The sequence below is a fragment of the uncultured Sphingopyxis sp. genome, from assembly GCF_900078365.1.
Classification (GTDB): domain Bacteria; phylum Pseudomonadota; class Alphaproteobacteria; order Sphingomonadales; family Sphingomonadaceae; genus Sphingopyxis.
On sequence record NZ_LT598653.1, the window covers coordinates 2,723,715 to 2,740,782 of the forward strand.

At 65.7% G+C, this 17,068-nt stretch carries 13 protein-coding genes; 10 read left to right on the top strand and 3 right to left on the bottom strand.

The features are described 5' to 3' along the window. Nucleotides 1-71: 71 nt before the first annotated feature. The 4 genes from QZL87_RS12655 (at nt 72) to QZL87_RS12670 (ending at nt 3,578) form a co-directional block, all read left to right on the top strand. Entirely contained in the window at nt 72-665 is a 594-nt protein-coding gene (locus QZL87_RS12655; RefSeq protein WP_295319908.1) for a J domain-containing protein, read from the top strand. 10 nt (nt 666-675) lie between these two features. Next, a complete protein-coding gene (locus tag QZL87_RS12660) occupies nt 676-1,113 on the top strand; it encodes a nuclear transport factor 2 family protein (RefSeq protein ID WP_295319910.1) in 438 nt (145 codons plus the stop codon). A 279-nt stretch (nt 1,114-1,392) separates the two neighbouring features. Continuing rightward, a complete protein-coding gene (gene cobS / locus QZL87_RS12665) occupies nt 1,393-2,382 on the top strand; it encodes a cobaltochelatase subunit CobS (RefSeq protein ID WP_295319913.1) in 990 nt (329 codons plus the stop codon). Beyond that, nucleotides 2,382-3,578: an alpha/beta hydrolase gene (locus QZL87_RS12670; RefSeq protein WP_295319915.1), complete on the top strand. Its 1,197-nt coding sequence runs from the start codon at nt 2,382-2,384 to the stop codon at nt 3,576-3,578. Before cobS ends, QZL87_RS12670 begins: the two co-directional genes overlap by 1 nt. A 3-nt stretch (nt 3,579-3,581) precedes the next feature. Here the strand turns inward: QZL87_RS12670 and QZL87_RS12675 are convergent, their stop codons facing one another. After that, the gene (locus QZL87_RS12675; RefSeq protein ID WP_295319917.1) at nt 3,582-3,713 is read right to left on the bottom strand and encodes a hypothetical protein; all 132 of its coding nucleotides are present in this window, start codon (nt 3,711-3,713) and stop codon (nt 3,582-3,584) included. Continuing rightward, nucleotides 3,710-4,906 carry an MFS transporter gene (locus QZL87_RS12680; protein ID WP_295319919.1) on the bottom strand — a complete coding sequence of 399 codons (1,197 nt, stop codon included), beginning with the start codon at nt 4,904-4,906 and terminating at the stop codon, nt 3,710-3,712. The genes QZL87_RS12675 and QZL87_RS12680 overlap by 4 nt, the downstream gene beginning before the upstream one ends. 233 nt (nt 4,907-5,139) lie before the next feature. Here QZL87_RS12680 and cobT point away from each other — a divergent pair, with 233 nt between their 5' ends. The 5 genes from cobT (at nt 5,140) to QZL87_RS12705 (ending at nt 12,550) form a co-directional block, all read left to right on the top strand. Then, nucleotides 5,140-6,963, top strand: a complete 1,824-nt coding sequence (cobT, locus tag QZL87_RS12685) for a cobaltochelatase subunit CobT (RefSeq protein WP_295319921.1) — start codon at nt 5,140-5,142, stop codon at nt 6,961-6,963. Nucleotides 6,964-7,136: 173 nt separating this feature from the next. Further along, entirely contained in the window at nt 7,137-8,783 is a 1,647-nt protein-coding gene (locus QZL87_RS12690; protein ID WP_295319923.1) for an acetolactate synthase large subunit, read from the top strand. Nucleotides 8,784-8,942: 159 nt separating this feature from the next. Then, nucleotides 8,943-10,376, top strand: coding sequence for an aldehyde dehydrogenase family protein (locus QZL87_RS12695; protein WP_295319926.1), 1,434 nt, complete (start codon nt 8,943-8,945; stop codon nt 10,374-10,376). 255 nt (nt 10,377-10,631) lie between these two features. Further along, nucleotides 10,632-11,504: a UDP-2,3-diacylglucosamine diphosphatase gene (locus tag QZL87_RS12700; RefSeq protein WP_295319928.1), complete on the top strand. Its 873-nt coding sequence runs from the start codon at nt 10,632-10,634 to the stop codon at nt 11,502-11,504. Next, on the top strand, nt 11,501-12,550 hold the full coding sequence (locus QZL87_RS12705; RefSeq protein ID WP_295319930.1) for a glycosyltransferase family 1 protein: 1,050 nt from the start codon (nt 11,501-11,503) through the stop codon (nt 12,548-12,550). Before QZL87_RS12700 ends, QZL87_RS12705 begins: the two co-directional genes overlap by 4 nt. Before the next feature lie 223 nt (nt 12,551-12,773). Here the strand turns inward: QZL87_RS12705 and QZL87_RS12710 are convergent, their stop codons facing one another. Then, nucleotides 12,774-15,287, bottom strand: a complete 2,514-nt coding sequence (locus tag QZL87_RS12710; protein ID WP_295319933.1) for an ABC transporter ATP-binding protein — start codon at nt 15,285-15,287, stop codon at nt 12,774-12,776. Nucleotides 15,288-15,477: 190 nt separating this feature from the next. Between QZL87_RS12710 and guaA the strand changes: the two genes are divergently transcribed. Continuing rightward, nucleotides 15,478-17,064: a glutamine-hydrolyzing GMP synthase gene (gene guaA / locus QZL87_RS12715; RefSeq protein WP_295319936.1), complete on the top strand. Its 1,587-nt coding sequence runs from the start codon at nt 15,478-15,480 to the stop codon at nt 17,062-17,064. Nucleotides 17,065-17,068 lie beyond the last annotated feature (4 nt).

The following is a 17,068-nucleotide window of genomic DNA, read 5'->3' on the forward strand; positions in this document are numbered from 1 at the left end:
CATAAGCCCTCCGTCGCCAAATTATAAGACCTCCCGAAGGATAGTCCGACCCCCGATTCCGAAAGCCCCTTGTGCCGTCTTCCGCTCGCCCGACCCGATTCCATGGCCGCGTTCCGCGCGAGGAACGCTGCGCCGCGCCCGGCTGCCGCGAGGCGGGAGAGTTTCGCGCGCCGGTCTCGTCGCACCGCTCGCCCGACGGGCCGCCGCCCTATCGCTGGCTCTGCCTCGACCATGTGCGCGAGTTCAACGCGGGCTATAATTTCTTCGAAGGCATGAGCGCCGACCAGATCATGGCCGCGCAGTCGCCGACCGCCGGCTGGGAAACCGAAAGCCGCGCCTTTCGCCCCGCGGGCAGCGCCGACCTGCCGCCGCGCTGGGCCGATTTCCGCGACCCGATGGATGCGCTCGGCGCACGGTTCCGCCAACGCATGGACGCAGCGCGGCGCGAGGCGGCGAATCCCGGCATGTCGCGCGAGGAACATGACGCGATGCAGTTGCTCGGCCTTTCCGCCGACGCCGATCGCGCCGCGCTCCGCCGCCGCTACAGCGAGCTGGTGCGCAGATATCATCCCGACCGGAATGGCGGCGATCGCAGTTTCGAAACGCGGCTGGGTGCGGTAGTCGAAGCCTATCAGTTGCTGAGGAAGAGCAAGGCTTTCGCATAGGAGAGGCGCAATGACCGACCTGAACGAAGCACGGATCGAGGTGGTGCGCCGCCATATGGCGCTCGAGATCACGCACGACTGGGACGGCGTCCTCGCGACCTTCGACCATCCGCGCTACGAATTGATGGGACCCGGCACGATCTTCGACGGCGAGGCGGCGGTGCGCTCCTATTTCGCCTCGTCGCGCGAACCCTTTCCCGATCAGGCGAATGAGGTGATCGCGATCGCCGCCGACGCCGCGACGAACACGGTGCTCGTCGAATTCTGGCTGACCGGCACGCATCTCGGCCCGCTGAAGCTCGGCCTGCGCACGATCGAGGCGACCGGCAAGGCGTTCCGCATCCGCATGGCGGCGAGCTTCGAATTCGCCCCCGGCAGCGACAAGATCGCCTGCGAGCGCCCCTATTACGACCAGTCGGCGGTGATGAAGGCGCTCGGTCTCTTCTGAAAAGGCGTTGCAAGGCGCAACCCGTCGCTATACCGCGACAGCCGAAGCGCCGCCCGGCGGCGACTCTCCCCATATCCCTCTCCCCTTGGGGGAGAGGGTTGCGAAGACTTGGCAGCTTGCTGCCTAGTCGAAGCTGGGTGAGGGGTATGCGAGCCTCGGGGCTCGCGCGAAGCTCCGCTTCGTCCACCCTCATCCAACTTCGCCTAATCGCTTCGCGATAAGGCTGCGTATCCTTCTCCCCCTCAAGGGAGAAGGGAATGAGATTTGAAAGCGACGAAGATGACCGATATTCCGAACAGCCTTCCCGATCACCACGGCTCGACGCTGCTCGCGGCGCCCGATGTCGAGGTCGACGCGCGCGAGGTCTTCGGGGTCGACATCGACATGAAGGTCCCCGCATTCAGCGAGGCTGACGAGCGCGTCCCCGACCTCGATCCGGCTTACGTCTTCGACGGCGACACGACGCTCGCGATCCTCGCGGGCTTCAAATACAACCGCCGCGTGATGGTGCAGGGCTATCACGGCACCGGTAAGTCGACGCATATCGAACAGGTCGCCGCCCGCCTCAAATGGCCGTGCATCCGCGTCAACCTCGACGCGCATATCAGCCGCATCGACCTCGTCGGCCGCGACGCGATCGTGCTGCGCGACGGCCAGCAGGTCACCGAATTCCGCGAAGGCCTGCTCCCCTGGGCGCTGCAGACGCCGACCGCGCTCGTCTTCGACGAATATGACGCGGGCCGTCCCGACGTGATGTTCGTGATCCAGCGCGTGCTCGAGACCGAGGGCAAGCTCACCCTGCTCGACCAGAACCGCGTGATCCGCCCGAACCCGCATTTCCGCCTCTTCTCGACCGCGAACACCGTCGGGCTCGGCGACACGAGCGGGCTCTATCACGGGACGCAGCAGATCAACCAGGGCCAGATGGACCGCTGGAACATCGTCGTCACGCTGAACTATCTGCCCGCCGCGACCGAGAGCGCAATCATCCTCGCCAAGGTGCCCGACACCGACGAGACGACCGTCGCCAATATGGTGAAGGTCGCGGACCTCACGCGCCAGGGCTTCATCAATGGCGACATCTCGACCGTGATGTCGCCGCGCACGGTGATCAGCTGGGCGCAGAACACCGCGATCTTCAATAATATCGGCTTCGCCTTCCGCCTCAGCTTCCTCAACAAGTGCGACGAGGCCGAGCGGATGATCGTCGCCGAGTATTATCAGCGCGTGTTCGGCGAGGATTTGCCTGAGAGCGCGATCGGCAAGTGATGCGCGCGCGCCACCTCGCGGTGGCGTCCTGCGCCGCGCTGACGCTATCGGGATGCAGCATCGCGGCGGTCGATTACGGCAAAATCCGCCACGCCGATTATGTCGCCGACCCGCGCTGCACCGCGCAGCCGGGCGCGGTGGTCGATGGCGAGGCGCTGCCCTTTTTCTTCGCGACGAGCCGCCTGCCCGATTGCCGCACGAGCGAGATCGAACTGCTGCGCCACCGCGGCGACCGGGTGCGCTATGGCCGCTTCAACGCGCCGCGCGACGTCACGGTCGGCAAGAAGGAGAAATTCCTCACCCCCCTCGCCTTTCAGGCCCCGGCCGACTGGTGGCGAGCATTGCAGGCCGAGACCGACCGCAAGCAGGGCCGCGTGCTGCTCTATGTCCACGGCTATCGCGAGAATTTCAACACGACCTCGAAGGACGCGGCGCAGATCGCGCGGATGACGGGCTTCGACGGGCCGATCATCGAATATAGCTGGCCGTCGCAGGGCAAGATCCTGAGCTATGTCGTCGACGAGACGAACATGTATCACGACGTCCGCAATTTCCGCGATTTCCTGAAATCGCTCGCCGAACAGAGCTGGGTCAAGGAGATTGTCCTCGTCTCGCACTCGCTCGGCGCGCGGCTGGTCATCCCCGCGGTCGCCTATGTCGACCGCACGTCGAGCAGCGCCGACAGCAGCAATATCTCGAACATCATCCTCGCCTCGCCCGACATCGACCGCGAGACGTTCGAGCGCGACATCGAGGCGGAAGTGCTGTCGGCGCGGCGCGTCGCCAACGATCGCCGGATCACCGCCTATGTCTCACGCGCCGACAAGGCGCTCGCCGCGTCGCGCGCGATCCATGGCTATCCGCGGCTCGGTTCGCCCTATTGCTTCGATCCGTTCGAGGCCACCGAACTGAAAGCCAAGGGGCTCCCCGAACGTTGCTATCCCGCCGCACGCGCCGGGCTGACCGTGATCGACACGACCGACGTATCGCGCGGATCGACAGGACACAGCAATTTCCTGCGCAGCGCCGCCGTCTGCCGTGATTTTATCGACGTCGTCGCGAACAAGCGCACCCGGCCCGAGCGCGTTGCGACGCATCTGGCGCATGTGTTCCGGCTGTTGCCAGACCCCGCCCTGCCGGAGAACGGCGACGACGCGATCTGCCACCGGACGCCCGAAACCGAAGCGCCCGAATAGCCTCTAAAAGCCGCACATGATCGCGAAGTTGGTGAGCCAGACGACCGGCCCCGCGCCGGTCCAGAGCCACAGTCCGCCGAGCGCGACGGCGACGAACAGCGCGAGCGCGATCCAGTCCTGCCGCTGGAGCCTCACGCCGGCTCCAGCCGTTTGACGGGTGCATCGGCGATCGGCAGGTGAACGAGGCCGGCGAACAGCCCGAGCGCGATCGAGAAGCCCCAGGCGATATTGTAGCTGCCGGTCGCATCGAAGATCAGCCCCGCCATCCACGCGCCGAAAAAGCTGCCGAGCTGATGGCTCAAAAAGACGATGCCATAGAGCATCGAGAGATAGCGGACGCCGAAGACGCGCCCGACGATACCGCTGGTGAGCGGCACCGTGCCGAGCCACAGAAAGCCCATCGCCCCCGCAAAGGCGAGCGCGCTGGCATGACTGAGCGGCAGGAAGAGGAACAGCGCGATCACCGCCGAGCGCGCGGTATAGAGCGCCGACAGCACATATTTCTGGCGCAGCAGGTCGCCCGCGCGGCCGAAGACATAGGAGCCGAGGATATTGAACAAGCCGACCAGCGCGAGCACCTGCGCGCCGATCTCGATCCCCAGCCCCTTGTCGTCGAGATAGGCGGGCAGATGCGTCGCGATGAAGGCGATATGGAAGCCGCAGACGAAGAAGCCCGCGTTGAGCAGCCAATAGCCGCGATGGACCGCGGCTTCGCGAAGCGCCTCGCTCGCGGTCTGCTGTTCATCGAGCAGCAGCGTGCCCGGTGCGTCGGTGCGCCCCGCGACGCCGATCGCGAGCAGTCCGCACAGCGCGACGAGCCCCGCCATGATCCACAAGGTCTGGTGATAGCCGACGTCGCCGAGCAGCATCGACGCGAAGGGCACGACGAGGAACTGGCCGAGCGACCCGCCCGCGGTGACGATGCCGAAGGCGCCGCTGCGCTTTTCGGGGCTGACGACGCGCCCGACCGCGCCCAATACGACGACGAAGGTCGTCGCCGACTGCGCCATGCCGATGAAGATGCCGAAGCTGATATGGAGCCCGATCGCGTCGGTCGCGAAGGCGGCGCCGATCAGCCCGAGCGCGTAGAGGAGCGCCCCGAAAAAGACGACGCGCCCCGCGCCATGCTTGTCCGCGAGCGCGCCGACGAACGGCTGCACGAGCCCGAACAGCAGATTCTGGAGCGCCATCGCGAGCCCGAAATCGGAACGGCTGATCCCGATATCGACGCTCATCTGCGGCAGGAACAGGCCGAAGGACTGGCGCACGCCCATCGCCAGCGTGACGATGAAAGCCGCGCAGGCGATGACGATCCACGGGCGCTTCATGGGGGAGAGTGCGGGGGAGCTCATACCTTTGCCGATGCGCCTGCCTTCCGTTTCCGTCAAGCGAGCTTAGCTATGGTCGCGCCCATTCCCTCTTTCGTCACCCCGGACTTGATCCGGGGTCCCGCTCAGCACCGTAAAGAAGCGGGACCCCGGATCAAGTCCGGGGTGACGATTATGGCATGCGTGACGGCATCCTCTTCCTTCGGCACCCAAAGCTGGTTAGAGCCGACTCGATGACCGCTTCCTCCCCCCTCGACGATTTCAAGGCCGCGCTGTCGAGTGTCGCGCGCGCGGTGACGCGCGATGCCGAGGTCGAGGTGGGCTTTACCGCCGACGCGCCCGCGCAGATCGGCAAGGCGATCAAGGTGCCGACGCCGTCGCGCACCCTGCCCGCCGACCAGGTCGCCGAAGCACGCGGCTTTGCCGATTCCTATGCCCTGCGCATGAAGCATCACAGCGACAAGATCCACAATGCCGCGCGCCCCGCCGAGCCGCTCGCAGCCGCCGCGTTCGATGCGATGGAGCGCGCGCGGATCGAGGCATTGGGCGCGCGCCACATGGACGGGATGCGCAGCAACCTGGCCGCCAGCCTCCAGATGCGGATGCGCAGCGATCCGATCAGCCGCGCGCAAAGCCGCGAGGACGTGCCGATCTCGAGCGCGCTCGAGCTGATGCTGCGCGAGGCGTTGACCGGCGAACAGGCGCCGCAAGGGACCGAAACCGGCCTGTCGCTGGTGCGCGAATGGATCGCCAAGGAAGCCGGCGGCGACCTCACCGCGCTGTCGATGCTGCTCGACGATCAGGCCGCCTTTGCCGAAACCGCGAAGCTCGCGCTCCGCCACCTCGACCTCATCCACAGCGACGAGCCGCTCGAAGAAGGCAGCGAGGACGGCGGCGAGCAGGACGAGACCGAAGCCGAAGAGAGTCAGGAAGAGCAGGAAAGCGAAGACGGCGGCGCCGGCGAAAGCCAGGTCGACGCGCGCGCCGAAATGGCGGGCGATCAGGCCGACGATGGCGACAGCGACCCCGACGCGCAGGAAATGGAAGCCGACGGGGAGCCCGAAATGGGCGGCGAAGGCGACGAGGGCATGCTACCCGTGCGTCCCAACCGCCTGCCGAGCGACATTCCCGATTTCAACTATCTGCGCTTCACCGAAAAACATGACGAGATCGTCGCCGCGACCGAGCTGTGCGATGCCGACGAACTGACGCGGCTGCGCGCCTATCTCGACCAGCAGATGACGCATCTGCAGGGCGCGGTGACCAAGCTCGCGAACCGCCTCCAACGCCGCTTGATGGCGCAGCAGAACCGCGCATGGGATTTCGATCAGGAGGAAGGCCAGCTCGACGCCGCGCGGCTCGCGCGCGTCATCGTCTCGCCCGGCCAGTCGCTTTCCTACAAGATCGAGCGCGACACCGACTTCCGCGACACCGTCGTCACCTTGCTGATCGACAATTCGGGCTCGATGCGCGGGCGTCCGATCAGTATCGCCGCGATCAGCGCCGACATCCTCGCGCGCACGCTCGAACGCTGCGGCGTGAAGACCGAAATCCTCGGCTTCACGACGCGGACGTGGAAGGGCGGACAGAGCCGCGAGGACTGGCTCGCCGCGGGGCGCCCGCCGCACCCCGGCCGCCTCAACGATCTCCGCCATATCATCTACAAGCCCGCCGACGAGCCCTATCGCCGCGCGCGCAAGTCGCTGGGGCTGATGATGCGCGAGGGGCTGCTCAAGGAGAATATCGACGGCGAGGCGCTGATGTGGGCGCACCAGCGCATCATCAACCGGCCCGAGGAGCGCCGCATCCTGATGGTGATCAGCGACGGCGCGCCGGTCGACGACAGCACGCTGTCGGTGAACCACGGCGCCTATCTCGACCAGCATCTGCGCCAGGTGATCGAATGGATCGAAAACCGCTCGCCGGTCGAACTCTGCGCGATCGGTATCGGCCACGACGTGACGCGCTATTACAGCCGCGCGGTGACGATCATGGACGCCGAACAATTGGGCGGGACGATGGTCGAGCAGCTGGCGGGGCTGTTCGACATCGACTGAGCTCTGCGGGGTCGGGGTGACAACGTCTTTCCCCCTCGTTACAAACCCTTCCCGATGCAGCAGGGACTCGCGGCCTGAGACGAGCCCCGTTGCAGCGACATAGTGCTGAGGGGTCGCCGGCATGACTTGGGGCCGCATCGCGGGTGATGCGTGGCTAAAGGGGCGACTGACACATGAAAAAAGCATCCGATCTGTTCATCGAATGCCTTGAGGAAGAAGGCGTCGAATATATTTTCGGCGTTCCGGGCGAAGAAAATCTCGATTTCCTCGACAGCCTGTCGCGCTCGACCAAGATCAAGCTGATCCTGACGCGGCACGAGCAGGGCGCGGGCTTCATGGCCGCGACCTATGGCCGCCACACCGGCAAGACGGGCGTCTGCCTCGCGACATTGGGTCCCGGCGCGACCAACTTCGTCACCGCCGCGGCCTATGCGCAATTGGGCGGGATGCCGATGATGATGATCACCGGGCAAAAGCCGATCAAGAAGTCGAAGCAGGGGCGTTTCCAGATCCTCGACGTCGTCGCGATGATGGGGCCGATCACCAAATATACGCACCAGATGGCGAGCAGCGACAATATCCCGAGCCGCGTGCGCGAGGCCTTCCGCCTCGCCGAAGAGGAAAAGCCCGGCGCGGTGCATATCGAACTGCCCGAGGATATCGCCGACGAGCATACCGATTCGACGCCGCTCAAGCGCAGCCACTCGCGCCGTCCTACAGCGGACGTGAAATCGATCCGCGAGGCGGTGAAGGCGCTCGAGAATGCGACTTCGCCGGTGCTGGTGATCGGCGCGGGCGCGAACCGCACGATGACCAGCCGCATGCTGCTGCAGTTCATCGAAAAGACGGGCATTCCGTTCCTGACGACGCAGCTCGGCAAGGGGGTGATCGACGAGCGCCATCCGAAATTCCTCGGCTGCGCGGCGCTATCGGCGGGCGATTTCGTCCACCGCGCGGTCGAGGCGTCGGACTGCATCGTCAACCTCGGCCACGACGTGATCGAAAAGCCGCCCTTCTTCATGCAGCGCGGCGGGCCGACCGTGATCCACGTCTCGACAAAGACCGCCGAGGTCGATCCGGTCTATTTCCCCGACATCGAGGTGATCGGCGACATCGCCAATGCGGTGTGGCAGATGAAGGAGGATATCGTCCCCAACGGCGGCTGGAAATTCGACCATCTGCTCGCCTATCGCAAGGCCGAGGTCGAGCATACCGCATCGCTGGCGAAGGATGAACGCTTCCCGATCTTTCCGCCGCATCTGGTGCAGTCGGTCCGCGGCGCGATGCCCGACGACGGGATCATCTGCCTCGACAATGGCGTCTACAAAATCTGGTTCGCGCGCGGCTATACCGCGTGCAAGCCCAATACCGTGCTGCTCGACAATGCGCTCGCGACGATGGGCGCCGGGCTGCCCAGCGCGATGATGTCGGCGATGGTCTATCCGGGGCGCAAGGTCATGGCGATCTGCGGCGACGGCGGCTTTATGATGAACAGCCAGGAGATGGAGACCGCGGTGCGCCTCGGCCTCAACATCACCGTGCTGATCTTGAACGACAACAGCTATGGCATGATCCGCTGGAAGCAGGCGAACATGGGCTTCAAGGATTGGGGCCTGACCTATGGCAACCCCGATTTCGTCAAATATGCCGAAAGCTATGGCGCGAAGGGGCACCGTGTGGAGAGCGCGGCGCATCTCAAGGAACTGCTCGCGCATTGTCTCGATACGCCGGGCGTGCATCTGATCGATTGCCCGGTCGATTATTCGGAGAATGACCAGATTTTGAACAACGACATCAAGAAGCTGTCGAAGGAATTATAAGCTTTCATCCCCTCCCGCAGGCGGGAGGGGCAGCGAGACTTGCGAGCCTGCTCGCTAGTCGCAGCGGGGTGGGCATCCGCACCGCTGCTGGCCCACCCGCGTTCAGAGTCACGTGTCTCTGAACGCCCCCTCCCGCCAGCGGGAGGACGGAGTAAGCGAATGAAACTCAAGGACGTCTACCCGCTCTACCTCAACAACAAGGCGGCGCAGCCGAACACCGACCTCGTCGTCACCGACAAATATACCGGCGAGGTCGCCTTCCGCACCGCGCTCGCCACCCCCGACGTGATCGACGAAGCGATCGCGGGCGCCGTGCGCGCCGCCGAGCCGATGGCGCGGCTCGCGAGCTTCGAGAAGCGCGACGTTCTGACGCATTGCGTGACGCGGTTTCAGGAGCGGTTCGACGAACTCGCCTATGCGCTCTGCGTCGAGGCGGGCAAGCCGATTGCGGATTCGGAGGGCGAGGTCAGCCGCCTGATCGACACCTTCCGCATCGCCGCCGAGGAAGCGGTGCGCAATTATGGCGAGGTGCAGCCGCTCGACATTTCGGCGCGCGCCAAGGGCTATATGGGGATGTGGAAGCGCGTGCCGATCGGGCCGTGCAGCTTCATCTCGCCGTTCAACTTCCCGCTCAACCTTGCCGCGCACAAGATCGCGCCGGCGATCGCGATGGGCTGTTCCTTCGTGATGAAGCCCGCCTCGATGACGCCGCTCGGTGCAATCATCATGGGCGAGGTGCTGGCCGAATGCGACATATTGCCCGAGGGCGCGTTCAGCATATTGCCCGCGAGCCGCGACGGCGCCGACCTCTTCACCACCGACGAACGGCTGAAACTGCTGAGCTTCACCGGCTCGCCCGGCGTCGGCTGGGATTTGAAGGCGAAGGCGGGCAAGAAGAAGGTCGTGCTCGAACTCGGCGGCAACGCCGCGGTGATCGTCGACAGGGACGCCGATCTCGACCATGCGCTCGCGCGTATCATCTTCGGCGGCTACTACCAGTCAGGGCAAAGCTGCATCCATGTGCAGCGCGCGATCGTCCATGAAGACATTTACGACCGGTTCCGCGACATGCTGGCCGCGAAGGTCAAGACGCTGAAATCGGGCGATCCCAAGCATCGCGACACCTTCATCGGCCCGATGATTTCGGAGAAGGAGGCCCAGCGCCTCAAGGGCTGGATCGACGACGCCGTCGCCGCGGGCGCGACGCTGCTCGCGGGCGGCGGCTGCGCGGGCAACATGCTCGAGGCGACCTTGCTCGAAAACGTCCCCGGCGGCACCGACGTCGTGCGCGAGGAAGCCTTCGGCCCGGTGGTTATCCTGTCGAAATTCACCGACTGGGAAGCCGCGCTCGCCGAGGTCAACGACAGCAAGTTCGGGCTGCAGGCGGGCCTCTTCACCCGCGACCTGCACAAGGTGCTGGAGGCGTGGGATCATCTCGACGTCGGCGGCATCGTCGTCAACGACGTCTCCTCCTACCGCGTCGACAATATGCCCTATGGCGGGGTCAAGGACAGCGGCCTCGGGCGCGAGGGCGTGCGCTTCGCGATGGAGGATATGAGCGAAATCAGGAATTTGGTGATACGGCGCGTTTGATCCTCCCTGTGGCGAAGCCATGGGGAGGGGGACCGCTTGCGAAGCAAGTGGTGGAGGGGCCAGCGACGGCAGCGTCTTCGCCCCTCCGTCAGCGCTTCGTGCTGCCACCTCCCCACCGCTTCGCGGCAGGGAGGATCGATCGCCGTCACAAAAGCGTCCCCGAACTTTCTCCGAACTGTCGCGGCTTTGATTCGCACGCTGTAACAAATCTCCTGTCTACGCCGTGGGCAGCCAAGGCTGCTTACGGAGTGCGACATGGCATCGATTTCCACCCTGCCGATCCCCGCCCGCTTTCCCGATCCCTTCACGACCGACCCGCATATTCCCGAACGCGTGATCGGCGAACGGCGCAGCTATCGCACCGTGTGGGTCAGCGACATCCACCTCGGCACGCGCGGCTGCAACGCGCCGCTGCTGATCGACTTCTTCGACCATGTCGATTGCGAGACGCTCTACCTCGTCGGCGACATCATCGACGGCTGGCGGCTCAAGAAGCGGCATTTCTGGCCGCCTGAGCACAACGACGTGGTGTGGCGCGTGCTCAAGCGCGCGAAGCGCGGCACGCGCGTCGTCTATGTCCCCGGCAACCATGACGAAATGGTCCGCCCGTTCGACGGCTTCGATTTCGGCGGCGTCGAAATCCGCCGCGAGGCGATCCACGAGACCGCCGATGGCCGCAAGCTGCTGGTCGTCCATGGCGACGAATTCGACGCCGTGATGCTCGCGCACCGCTGGCTCGCCTTCGTCGGCGACGCCGCCTACACCGCGCTGATGAAGTGCAATGTGGTGGTGAACGCCATCCGCAGCCGCCTTGGCCTGCCCTATTGGTCGCTGTCGATGGTTGCCAAGCACAAGGTCAAGAACGCGGTCCAGTTCATCGGCCGCTACGAGGAAGTCGTCGCCCATGCCGCGCGCTCGCGCGGGGTCGACGGCGTCGTGTGCGGCCATATCCACAGCGCCGAGATGCGCGAGATCGAGGGCACCGAATATTATAACGACGGCGACTGGGTCGAGGGCTGCACCGCGCTCGTCGAGCATCATGACGGACGCATGGAAATTCTCCACTGGGCCAAGGAAGTCGCCGCCCGCAACGCGCCGACGCCGCTGGCGCTACCCGCCGCCGCATGAGGATATTGATCGTCACCGACGCGTGGGAGCCGCAGGTCAACGGAGTCGTCCGCACGCTGCAGGCGACGATCGCCGAACTGCGCGCCGCGGGGCATAAGGTCCACGTCATCTCGCCCGACCTCTTCCGCTCGGTTCCCTGCCCCTCCTATCCCGAGATCCGCCTCGCCTTCGCCGGCCGGCGCGCGGTCGGGCGCCGCATCCGCGCCTTCGCCCCCCAGGCGATCCATATTTCGACCGAAGGGCCGCTCGGGCTCGCGGCGCGGCGCTGGTGCCTGCGGAACGGCTTTCCGTTCACCACGGCGTATCACACGCGTTTTCCCGAATATGTCGCGGCGCGTATTCCAGTGTCACCGGCGTTCGTGTGGCGCTTCATCCGCTGGTTCCACCGCCCCGCGCGGCATATCATGGTCGCGACGCGCAGCCTGGCGCGCGAACTCGCCGAGCAGCGCCTCGATCAGACGATGATGTGGGAACGGGGGGTCGATCACGAGCTGTTCCGCCCCGACCGCACGTCGCATCCGGCCTATGAGGGGCTGGCGCGGCCGATCCAGCTCTATGTCGGACGCATCGCGGTCGAAAAGAATATCGGCGCCTTCCTCGATTGCGACCGGCCGGGCACCAAGGTCGTCGTCGGCGAAGGCCCCGCGCTCGACGAACTCAAGGCGCGGCATCCCGATGCACTCTTCCTCGGCAAGCTGGGCGGTGAAACGCTCGCGGCCGCCTATGCCGGCGCCGACGTCTTCGTCTTTCCCAGCCGTACCGACACTTTCGGGCTTGTGATCATCGAGGCGCTGAGCTGCGGCACGCCCGTCGCAGCCTATCCGGTGCCGGGGCCCGGCGACATCGTGCGCGAAGGGGCCGGCGCGCTCGACGAGGATTTGGGCTGCGCGATCGACGCCGCGCTGACGTGCGACCGGGATGATGCCGCGGCGCTCGGCGCGCGCTACAGCTGGTCCCACTGCACCGCGCAGTTCGTGAAGGCGCTGACGTTCGTTCCGGATGAGCCCGTGAGGGACACTGCGGCCGCGATGCCACGACTGGTGTAGGCTCGCCGGCAGGAAGCGGCCGATTGCGGCCGTTGATCTCCCCTCCCGCAGGCGGGAGGGGCCGGGGGTGGGCAGCGACGTTGCGCTTGCCCACCCCGCTGCAACTAGCGAACAAGTTCGCAAGTTTCGCTGCCCCTCCCGCCTGCGGGAGGGGAAACCAGTTCAACAGCTCAACGGCAGTTCCCCACCCCAAGGCCGACATCCTCACCCATGCCGCCAAGGCTTAAAAGGCCTTGCGCCACTCCAGTTCGACATAGCGGCCGAGCGGGTCGGTATAGCCCGGCTGATAGTTCAGCGGCACGACGCCGCTCGCATCGGTCACCTTGCGCTGCGCATCGAACAGATTGTTGACCGACAGGCGCAGGCGCGATCCCTTCAGGAAGGGCAGATCGTCGGTCAGTTTCGGCATCTGGTTGAAATCGGCGAAGAAACGCAGGTTAAAGGTCGCGAGATCGTGGAACTTCAGATCGCCGTTGGCGCCGCCCACGATGCTGCTGCCGCTATCATATTTCGCGCTGACCCGAGTGCCGAAGCCCTTGTAGAAAAGGCCGCCATCGAGTTCGACGAGATGGCGGTTGGCGCCGCCGCCGCTCCCCGTCGCCGATCCGTTCAACAGGTCGAGTTCGGGGACGCCGGGGCCGATCAGCACTTTGTCGGTGAGCTTGATGGTGTGGTAGAGCGATACCTGCCAGCGCCCGCCCTGCTGCTGCCGGCCGCCGAACATCCCGCCACGCCCGCCGCCGCGGCCACGGAAACCGCCGCCTCCGCCGCGGCGGCGCTCTCCGGCTTCCGCAGGGGGACGCCGCCCTTCGGCGGGCGGCGGTGCGGCCTCGCCGCCTTCGCGCGGCGGCGGCGCGTCCGCGCCGCCCGGGGGCGGGCTGCCGGCGCCGGAGCGGCCGCCGAAGCGCCCGCGGCCGCCACCCGCGCCCGCTTCGCTCTGGCCGAAGCTCTTGCCGAAATTGAGGCCCCAGCGAATCTGCGAATTGGTCGCGCGCTCGAAATTGACCGGACGCTGATCGATCGCGAGCAAAGTGCCGTCGTCGTCGCGGATCACGCGGTCGGGAAAGGCCGCCTCGATCTCGGGCGTCAGCAGCGGGAAGCTGTTCGCCGTGTCATTGCTCTGATTACGGTTGTAGTCGATCGAGACGCGCAGCCCCTCGACCATCGGCACCTCCCAGTTCAACCCGACCTTGAGGTCGCGCCGCTGTTCGGCGAGCAGGAACGGGTTGCCGCCGGTGATCGTGTTGATCAGCACCGTCTGGCCGGTCCGGAAGTCGTAATAGGTCACGCCTTCGGTTTCGAGCGGCGCCGCGCCGAGCTGGGTCATGCTGGGCGCCGCTTCGTCGCTCGCGAAGCTCGCGAGCAGCGACAGATTGTCGGTGAGGCCCCAGTTCAGCGTCGCGCCCCAGCTCGTCAGCGCCGAAAAATCGCTCGGCCGCTCGGCCTGGGCGTTGAGGGTCAGCGACAGGCGGCCGATGTTGCCGACCTCATAGTCGGGATCCAGCAGCGGAACGGTGAGCGAGCCGAAGACGCTCGGCGTGTCGCGCGCGAGTTCGGTCGTCGTGATGTCGATGCCGCGTTCGGTGCGGCTGTCGAAGCGCTGCCCGCTATAGCCGCCGGTGATCGAGGCACGGATCGGGCCCGCCCAGCCTTCGGTGACGCTGCCCGAAATATTGGCGTTGGCGCCGAAGCTTTGCTGGCTGCTGTCGAACCGGTCGCGCGCGCCGCTTTCCTGTTCGGTGAAGGTGCGTTGATCGGCATCGGCATAATTGCCCGTGACCGACCAGCGCCAGTCGCCGAGCATGCCGTTGACGCTCGCCGAACTGGTCCAGTTCTGCGCGCGGCTGTCGCGGCGGCGCGGATCGTCCGGGTTGCCGCTGCGCGGGCCGAGCAGCGACAGGCTGTCGGTCTGGTCGAAACGCAGGCTGACCGACGCCTCGGTTACCTTGTCGATGTTGCGCACCAATGTGCCGTCGACCACATATTCGTCGCTCGCGGGGGCTAGGCTGCGCGCGGGCGCACCGGCGGCGAGGACGGGGTCATCGTAAACGAGATCGCGCTCGCTTTCGAGCAGCATCGTCTGATGCTCCCAGCTCGCGTTGAGATTGAGGCGGCCGTTGTCGCCGATCGCGATGAAGGCGGGTTCGAGTTCGTTCTTGAACTGCCCGCCCTGCGTCGGAATGCCCGCTTCGGCCTCGACCGAAACCTGACGGAAATCGGGCTTGAGCACGAAATTGACGACGCGCTCGGTCGCGGCATAGCCATATTCGAGCGCGACTTCCTCGGGGAAAATCTCGACCTTGGCGATCGCTTCGGGCGGAATGTTGCGCACGGCGCCGAAGCCCGAGATGCGCCGCCCGTTGACGAGGAGAACCGGCCGCCCGCCGCGTCCGCGGCCCGAACGCGTCTGGGGTTCGAGCGCCTCGAGCAATTCTTCGATCGACGAGGCGCCATAGCTTGCGATCGCCGCCTCATCGAGTTCGGCTTCGGCCCTGATGTCGGTGGCGAGTTGCCCCGCAAGGCGCGGCGCGGTGACGATGATTTCGTCCTCGTCATAGTCGTCATACGCCTCTTCATCGTCGGCGGAGGCTGGAGGAGCGGCCTCGGCGGGCTGCTCGGCCACCGCGGACACGGCGACGGGACCGATCGGGGCCTCCGCCATCGCCGGCAGCGCGAGCGAGGCCCCGGCCGCAAGCAGGACAGCGCGTACGGAAATGGACAGGCGAATATTGTTCATGGGGGAGAACCTTTGTTTTTGTCTTCGTTTTTTCTTGGCATGACGGGGCTTAACGCCTCCTGACACCATAATTTGTCGGGCGTTCACCTATGTCGCAATTGTCGCAACAATGTGTCGGGGCGATGCGCATTCCACGAACGGCCGATATCGACCGCTGGACAGCATGACGCGCTGCCCTTATCGGCCTGCCATGCCGACTCCAGACTCTTCCGCCGCTCCCGAATCCATCCTGATCGTCGATTTCGGCAGCCAGGTGACCCAGCTCATCGCCCGCCGCGTCCGCGAAGCCGGCGTCTATAGCGAGATCGTCCCGTTCAGCGCCGCCGAGGCCGCACTCGAACGGATGAAGCCCAAGGGCGTGATCCTTTCAGGCTCACCCGCCTCGGTCCCCGCGAGCGGCAGCCCGCGCGCGCCGCAATCGATCTTCGACAGCGGCCTTCCCATCCTCGGCATCTGTTACGGCCAGCAGGTGATGACCCAGCAGCTCGGCGGGCAGGTCGAACCCGGCGGGGCCGATGGCGAACGCGACGGCGAGTTCGGCCGCGCCTTCCTGACCGTTACCGAGCCTTGCGTGCTGTTCGATGGCTTGTGGGAAGCCGGCGAGCGGCATCAGGTGTGGATGAGCCACGGCGACCGCGTCACCGCTTTCGCGCCCGGTTTCCGCATCGTCGCGATCAGCGATGGCGCGCCCTTCGCGCTGATCGCCGACGACGAACGCCGCTATTACGGTACCCAGTTCCATCCCGAGGTCGTTCACACGCCCGACGGCGCCAAGCTGATCGCCAATTTCGTGCGCCACGTCTGCGGCTGCTCGGGCGACTGGACGATGGCCGAGTTCCGCGCCACCAAGATCGCCGAAATCCGTGCGCAGGTCGGCGATCAGCGCGTGCTCTGCGGCCTGTCGGGCGGGGTCGACAGCGCGGTCGCCGCGGTGCTGATCCACGAGGCGATCGGCGAGCAGCTCACATGCGTCTTCGTCGACCATGGCCTCTTGCGCATGAACGAGCGCGAGCAGGTCGAGCGGCTGTTCCGCGACCATTATAACATCCCGCTCGTCGTGGTGGACGCCGAGGAGCGTTTCATGGCGGGCCTTAAGGGCGTCACCGACCCCGAGAAGAAGCGCAAGTTCATCGGCGCCGAATTCATCAATGTCTTCGAGGAGGAAGCGAAGAAGATCGGCGGCGCCGATTTCCTGGCGCAAGGCACGCTTTACCCTGACGTGATTGAATCGGTTTCGTTCACAGGCGGACCGAGCGTCACGATCAAGAGCCACCACAATGTCGGCGGCCTGCCCGAGCGGATGAACATGAAGCTCGTCGAGCCCTTGCGCGAGCTGTTCAAGGACGAGGTGCGGCTGCTCGGCAAGGAACTCGGCCTCCCCGACATCTTCGTCGGCCGCCACCCCTTCCCCGGCCCCGGCCTCGCGATCCGCATCCCGGGCGAAGTGTCGAAGGACCGCTGCGACATCCTCCGCAAGGCGGACGCCGTGTATCTGGAAGAAATCCGCAATGCCGGGCTCTATGACGCGATCTGGCAGGCGTTCGCGGTGCTGCTTCCCGTCAAGACCGTCGGCGTGATGGGCGACGGGCGCACCTACGACCATGTCTGCGCGCTGCGCGCCGTCACCTCGACCGACGGGATGACCGCCGACATCTATCCCTTCGACGCGAGTTTCCTCAGCCGCTGCGCGACGCGGATCATCAACGAAGTTCAGGGCATCAACCGCGTCGTCTACGACTATACGTCGAAGCCGCCGGGGACGATCGAGTGGGAATGATTCG

Excerpts from the sequence above, each read along its gene's own strand:
- QZL87_RS12660 (WP_295319910.1), top strand. The coding sequence starts at position 676 with ATGACCGACCTGAACGAAGCACGGATCGAGGTGGTGCGCCGCCATATG.
- cobS (WP_295319913.1), top strand. The coding sequence starts at position 1,393 with ATGACCGATATTCCGAACAGCCTTCCCGATCACCACGGCTCGACGCTG.
- QZL87_RS12670 (WP_295319915.1), top strand. The coding sequence starts at position 2,382 with ATGCGCGCGCGCCACCTCGCGGTGGCGTCCTGCGCCGCGCTGACGCTA.
- QZL87_RS12680 (WP_295319919.1), bottom strand. The coding sequence starts at position 4,906 with ATGAAGCGCCCGTGGATCGTCATCGCCTGCGCGGCTTTCATCGTCACG.
- cobT (WP_295319921.1), top strand. The coding sequence starts at position 5,140 with ATGACCGCTTCCTCCCCCCTCGACGATTTCAAGGCCGCGCTGTCGAGT.
- QZL87_RS12690 (WP_295319923.1), top strand. The coding sequence starts at position 7,137 with ATGAAAAAAGCATCCGATCTGTTCATCGAATGCCTTGAGGAAGAAGGC.
- QZL87_RS12695 (WP_295319926.1), top strand. The coding sequence starts at position 8,943 with ATGAAACTCAAGGACGTCTACCCGCTCTACCTCAACAACAAGGCGGCG.
- QZL87_RS12700 (WP_295319928.1), top strand. The coding sequence starts at position 10,632 with ATGGCATCGATTTCCACCCTGCCGATCCCCGCCCGCTTTCCCGATCCC.
- QZL87_RS12705 (WP_295319930.1), top strand. The coding sequence starts at position 11,501 with ATGAGGATATTGATCGTCACCGACGCGTGGGAGCCGCAGGTCAACGGA.
- QZL87_RS12710 (WP_295319933.1), bottom strand. The coding sequence starts at position 15,287 with ATGAACAATATTCGCCTGTCCATTTCCGTACGCGCTGTCCTGCTTGCG.
- guaA (WP_295319936.1), top strand. The coding sequence starts at position 15,478 with ATGCCGACTCCAGACTCTTCCGCCGCTCCCGAATCCATCCTGATCGTC.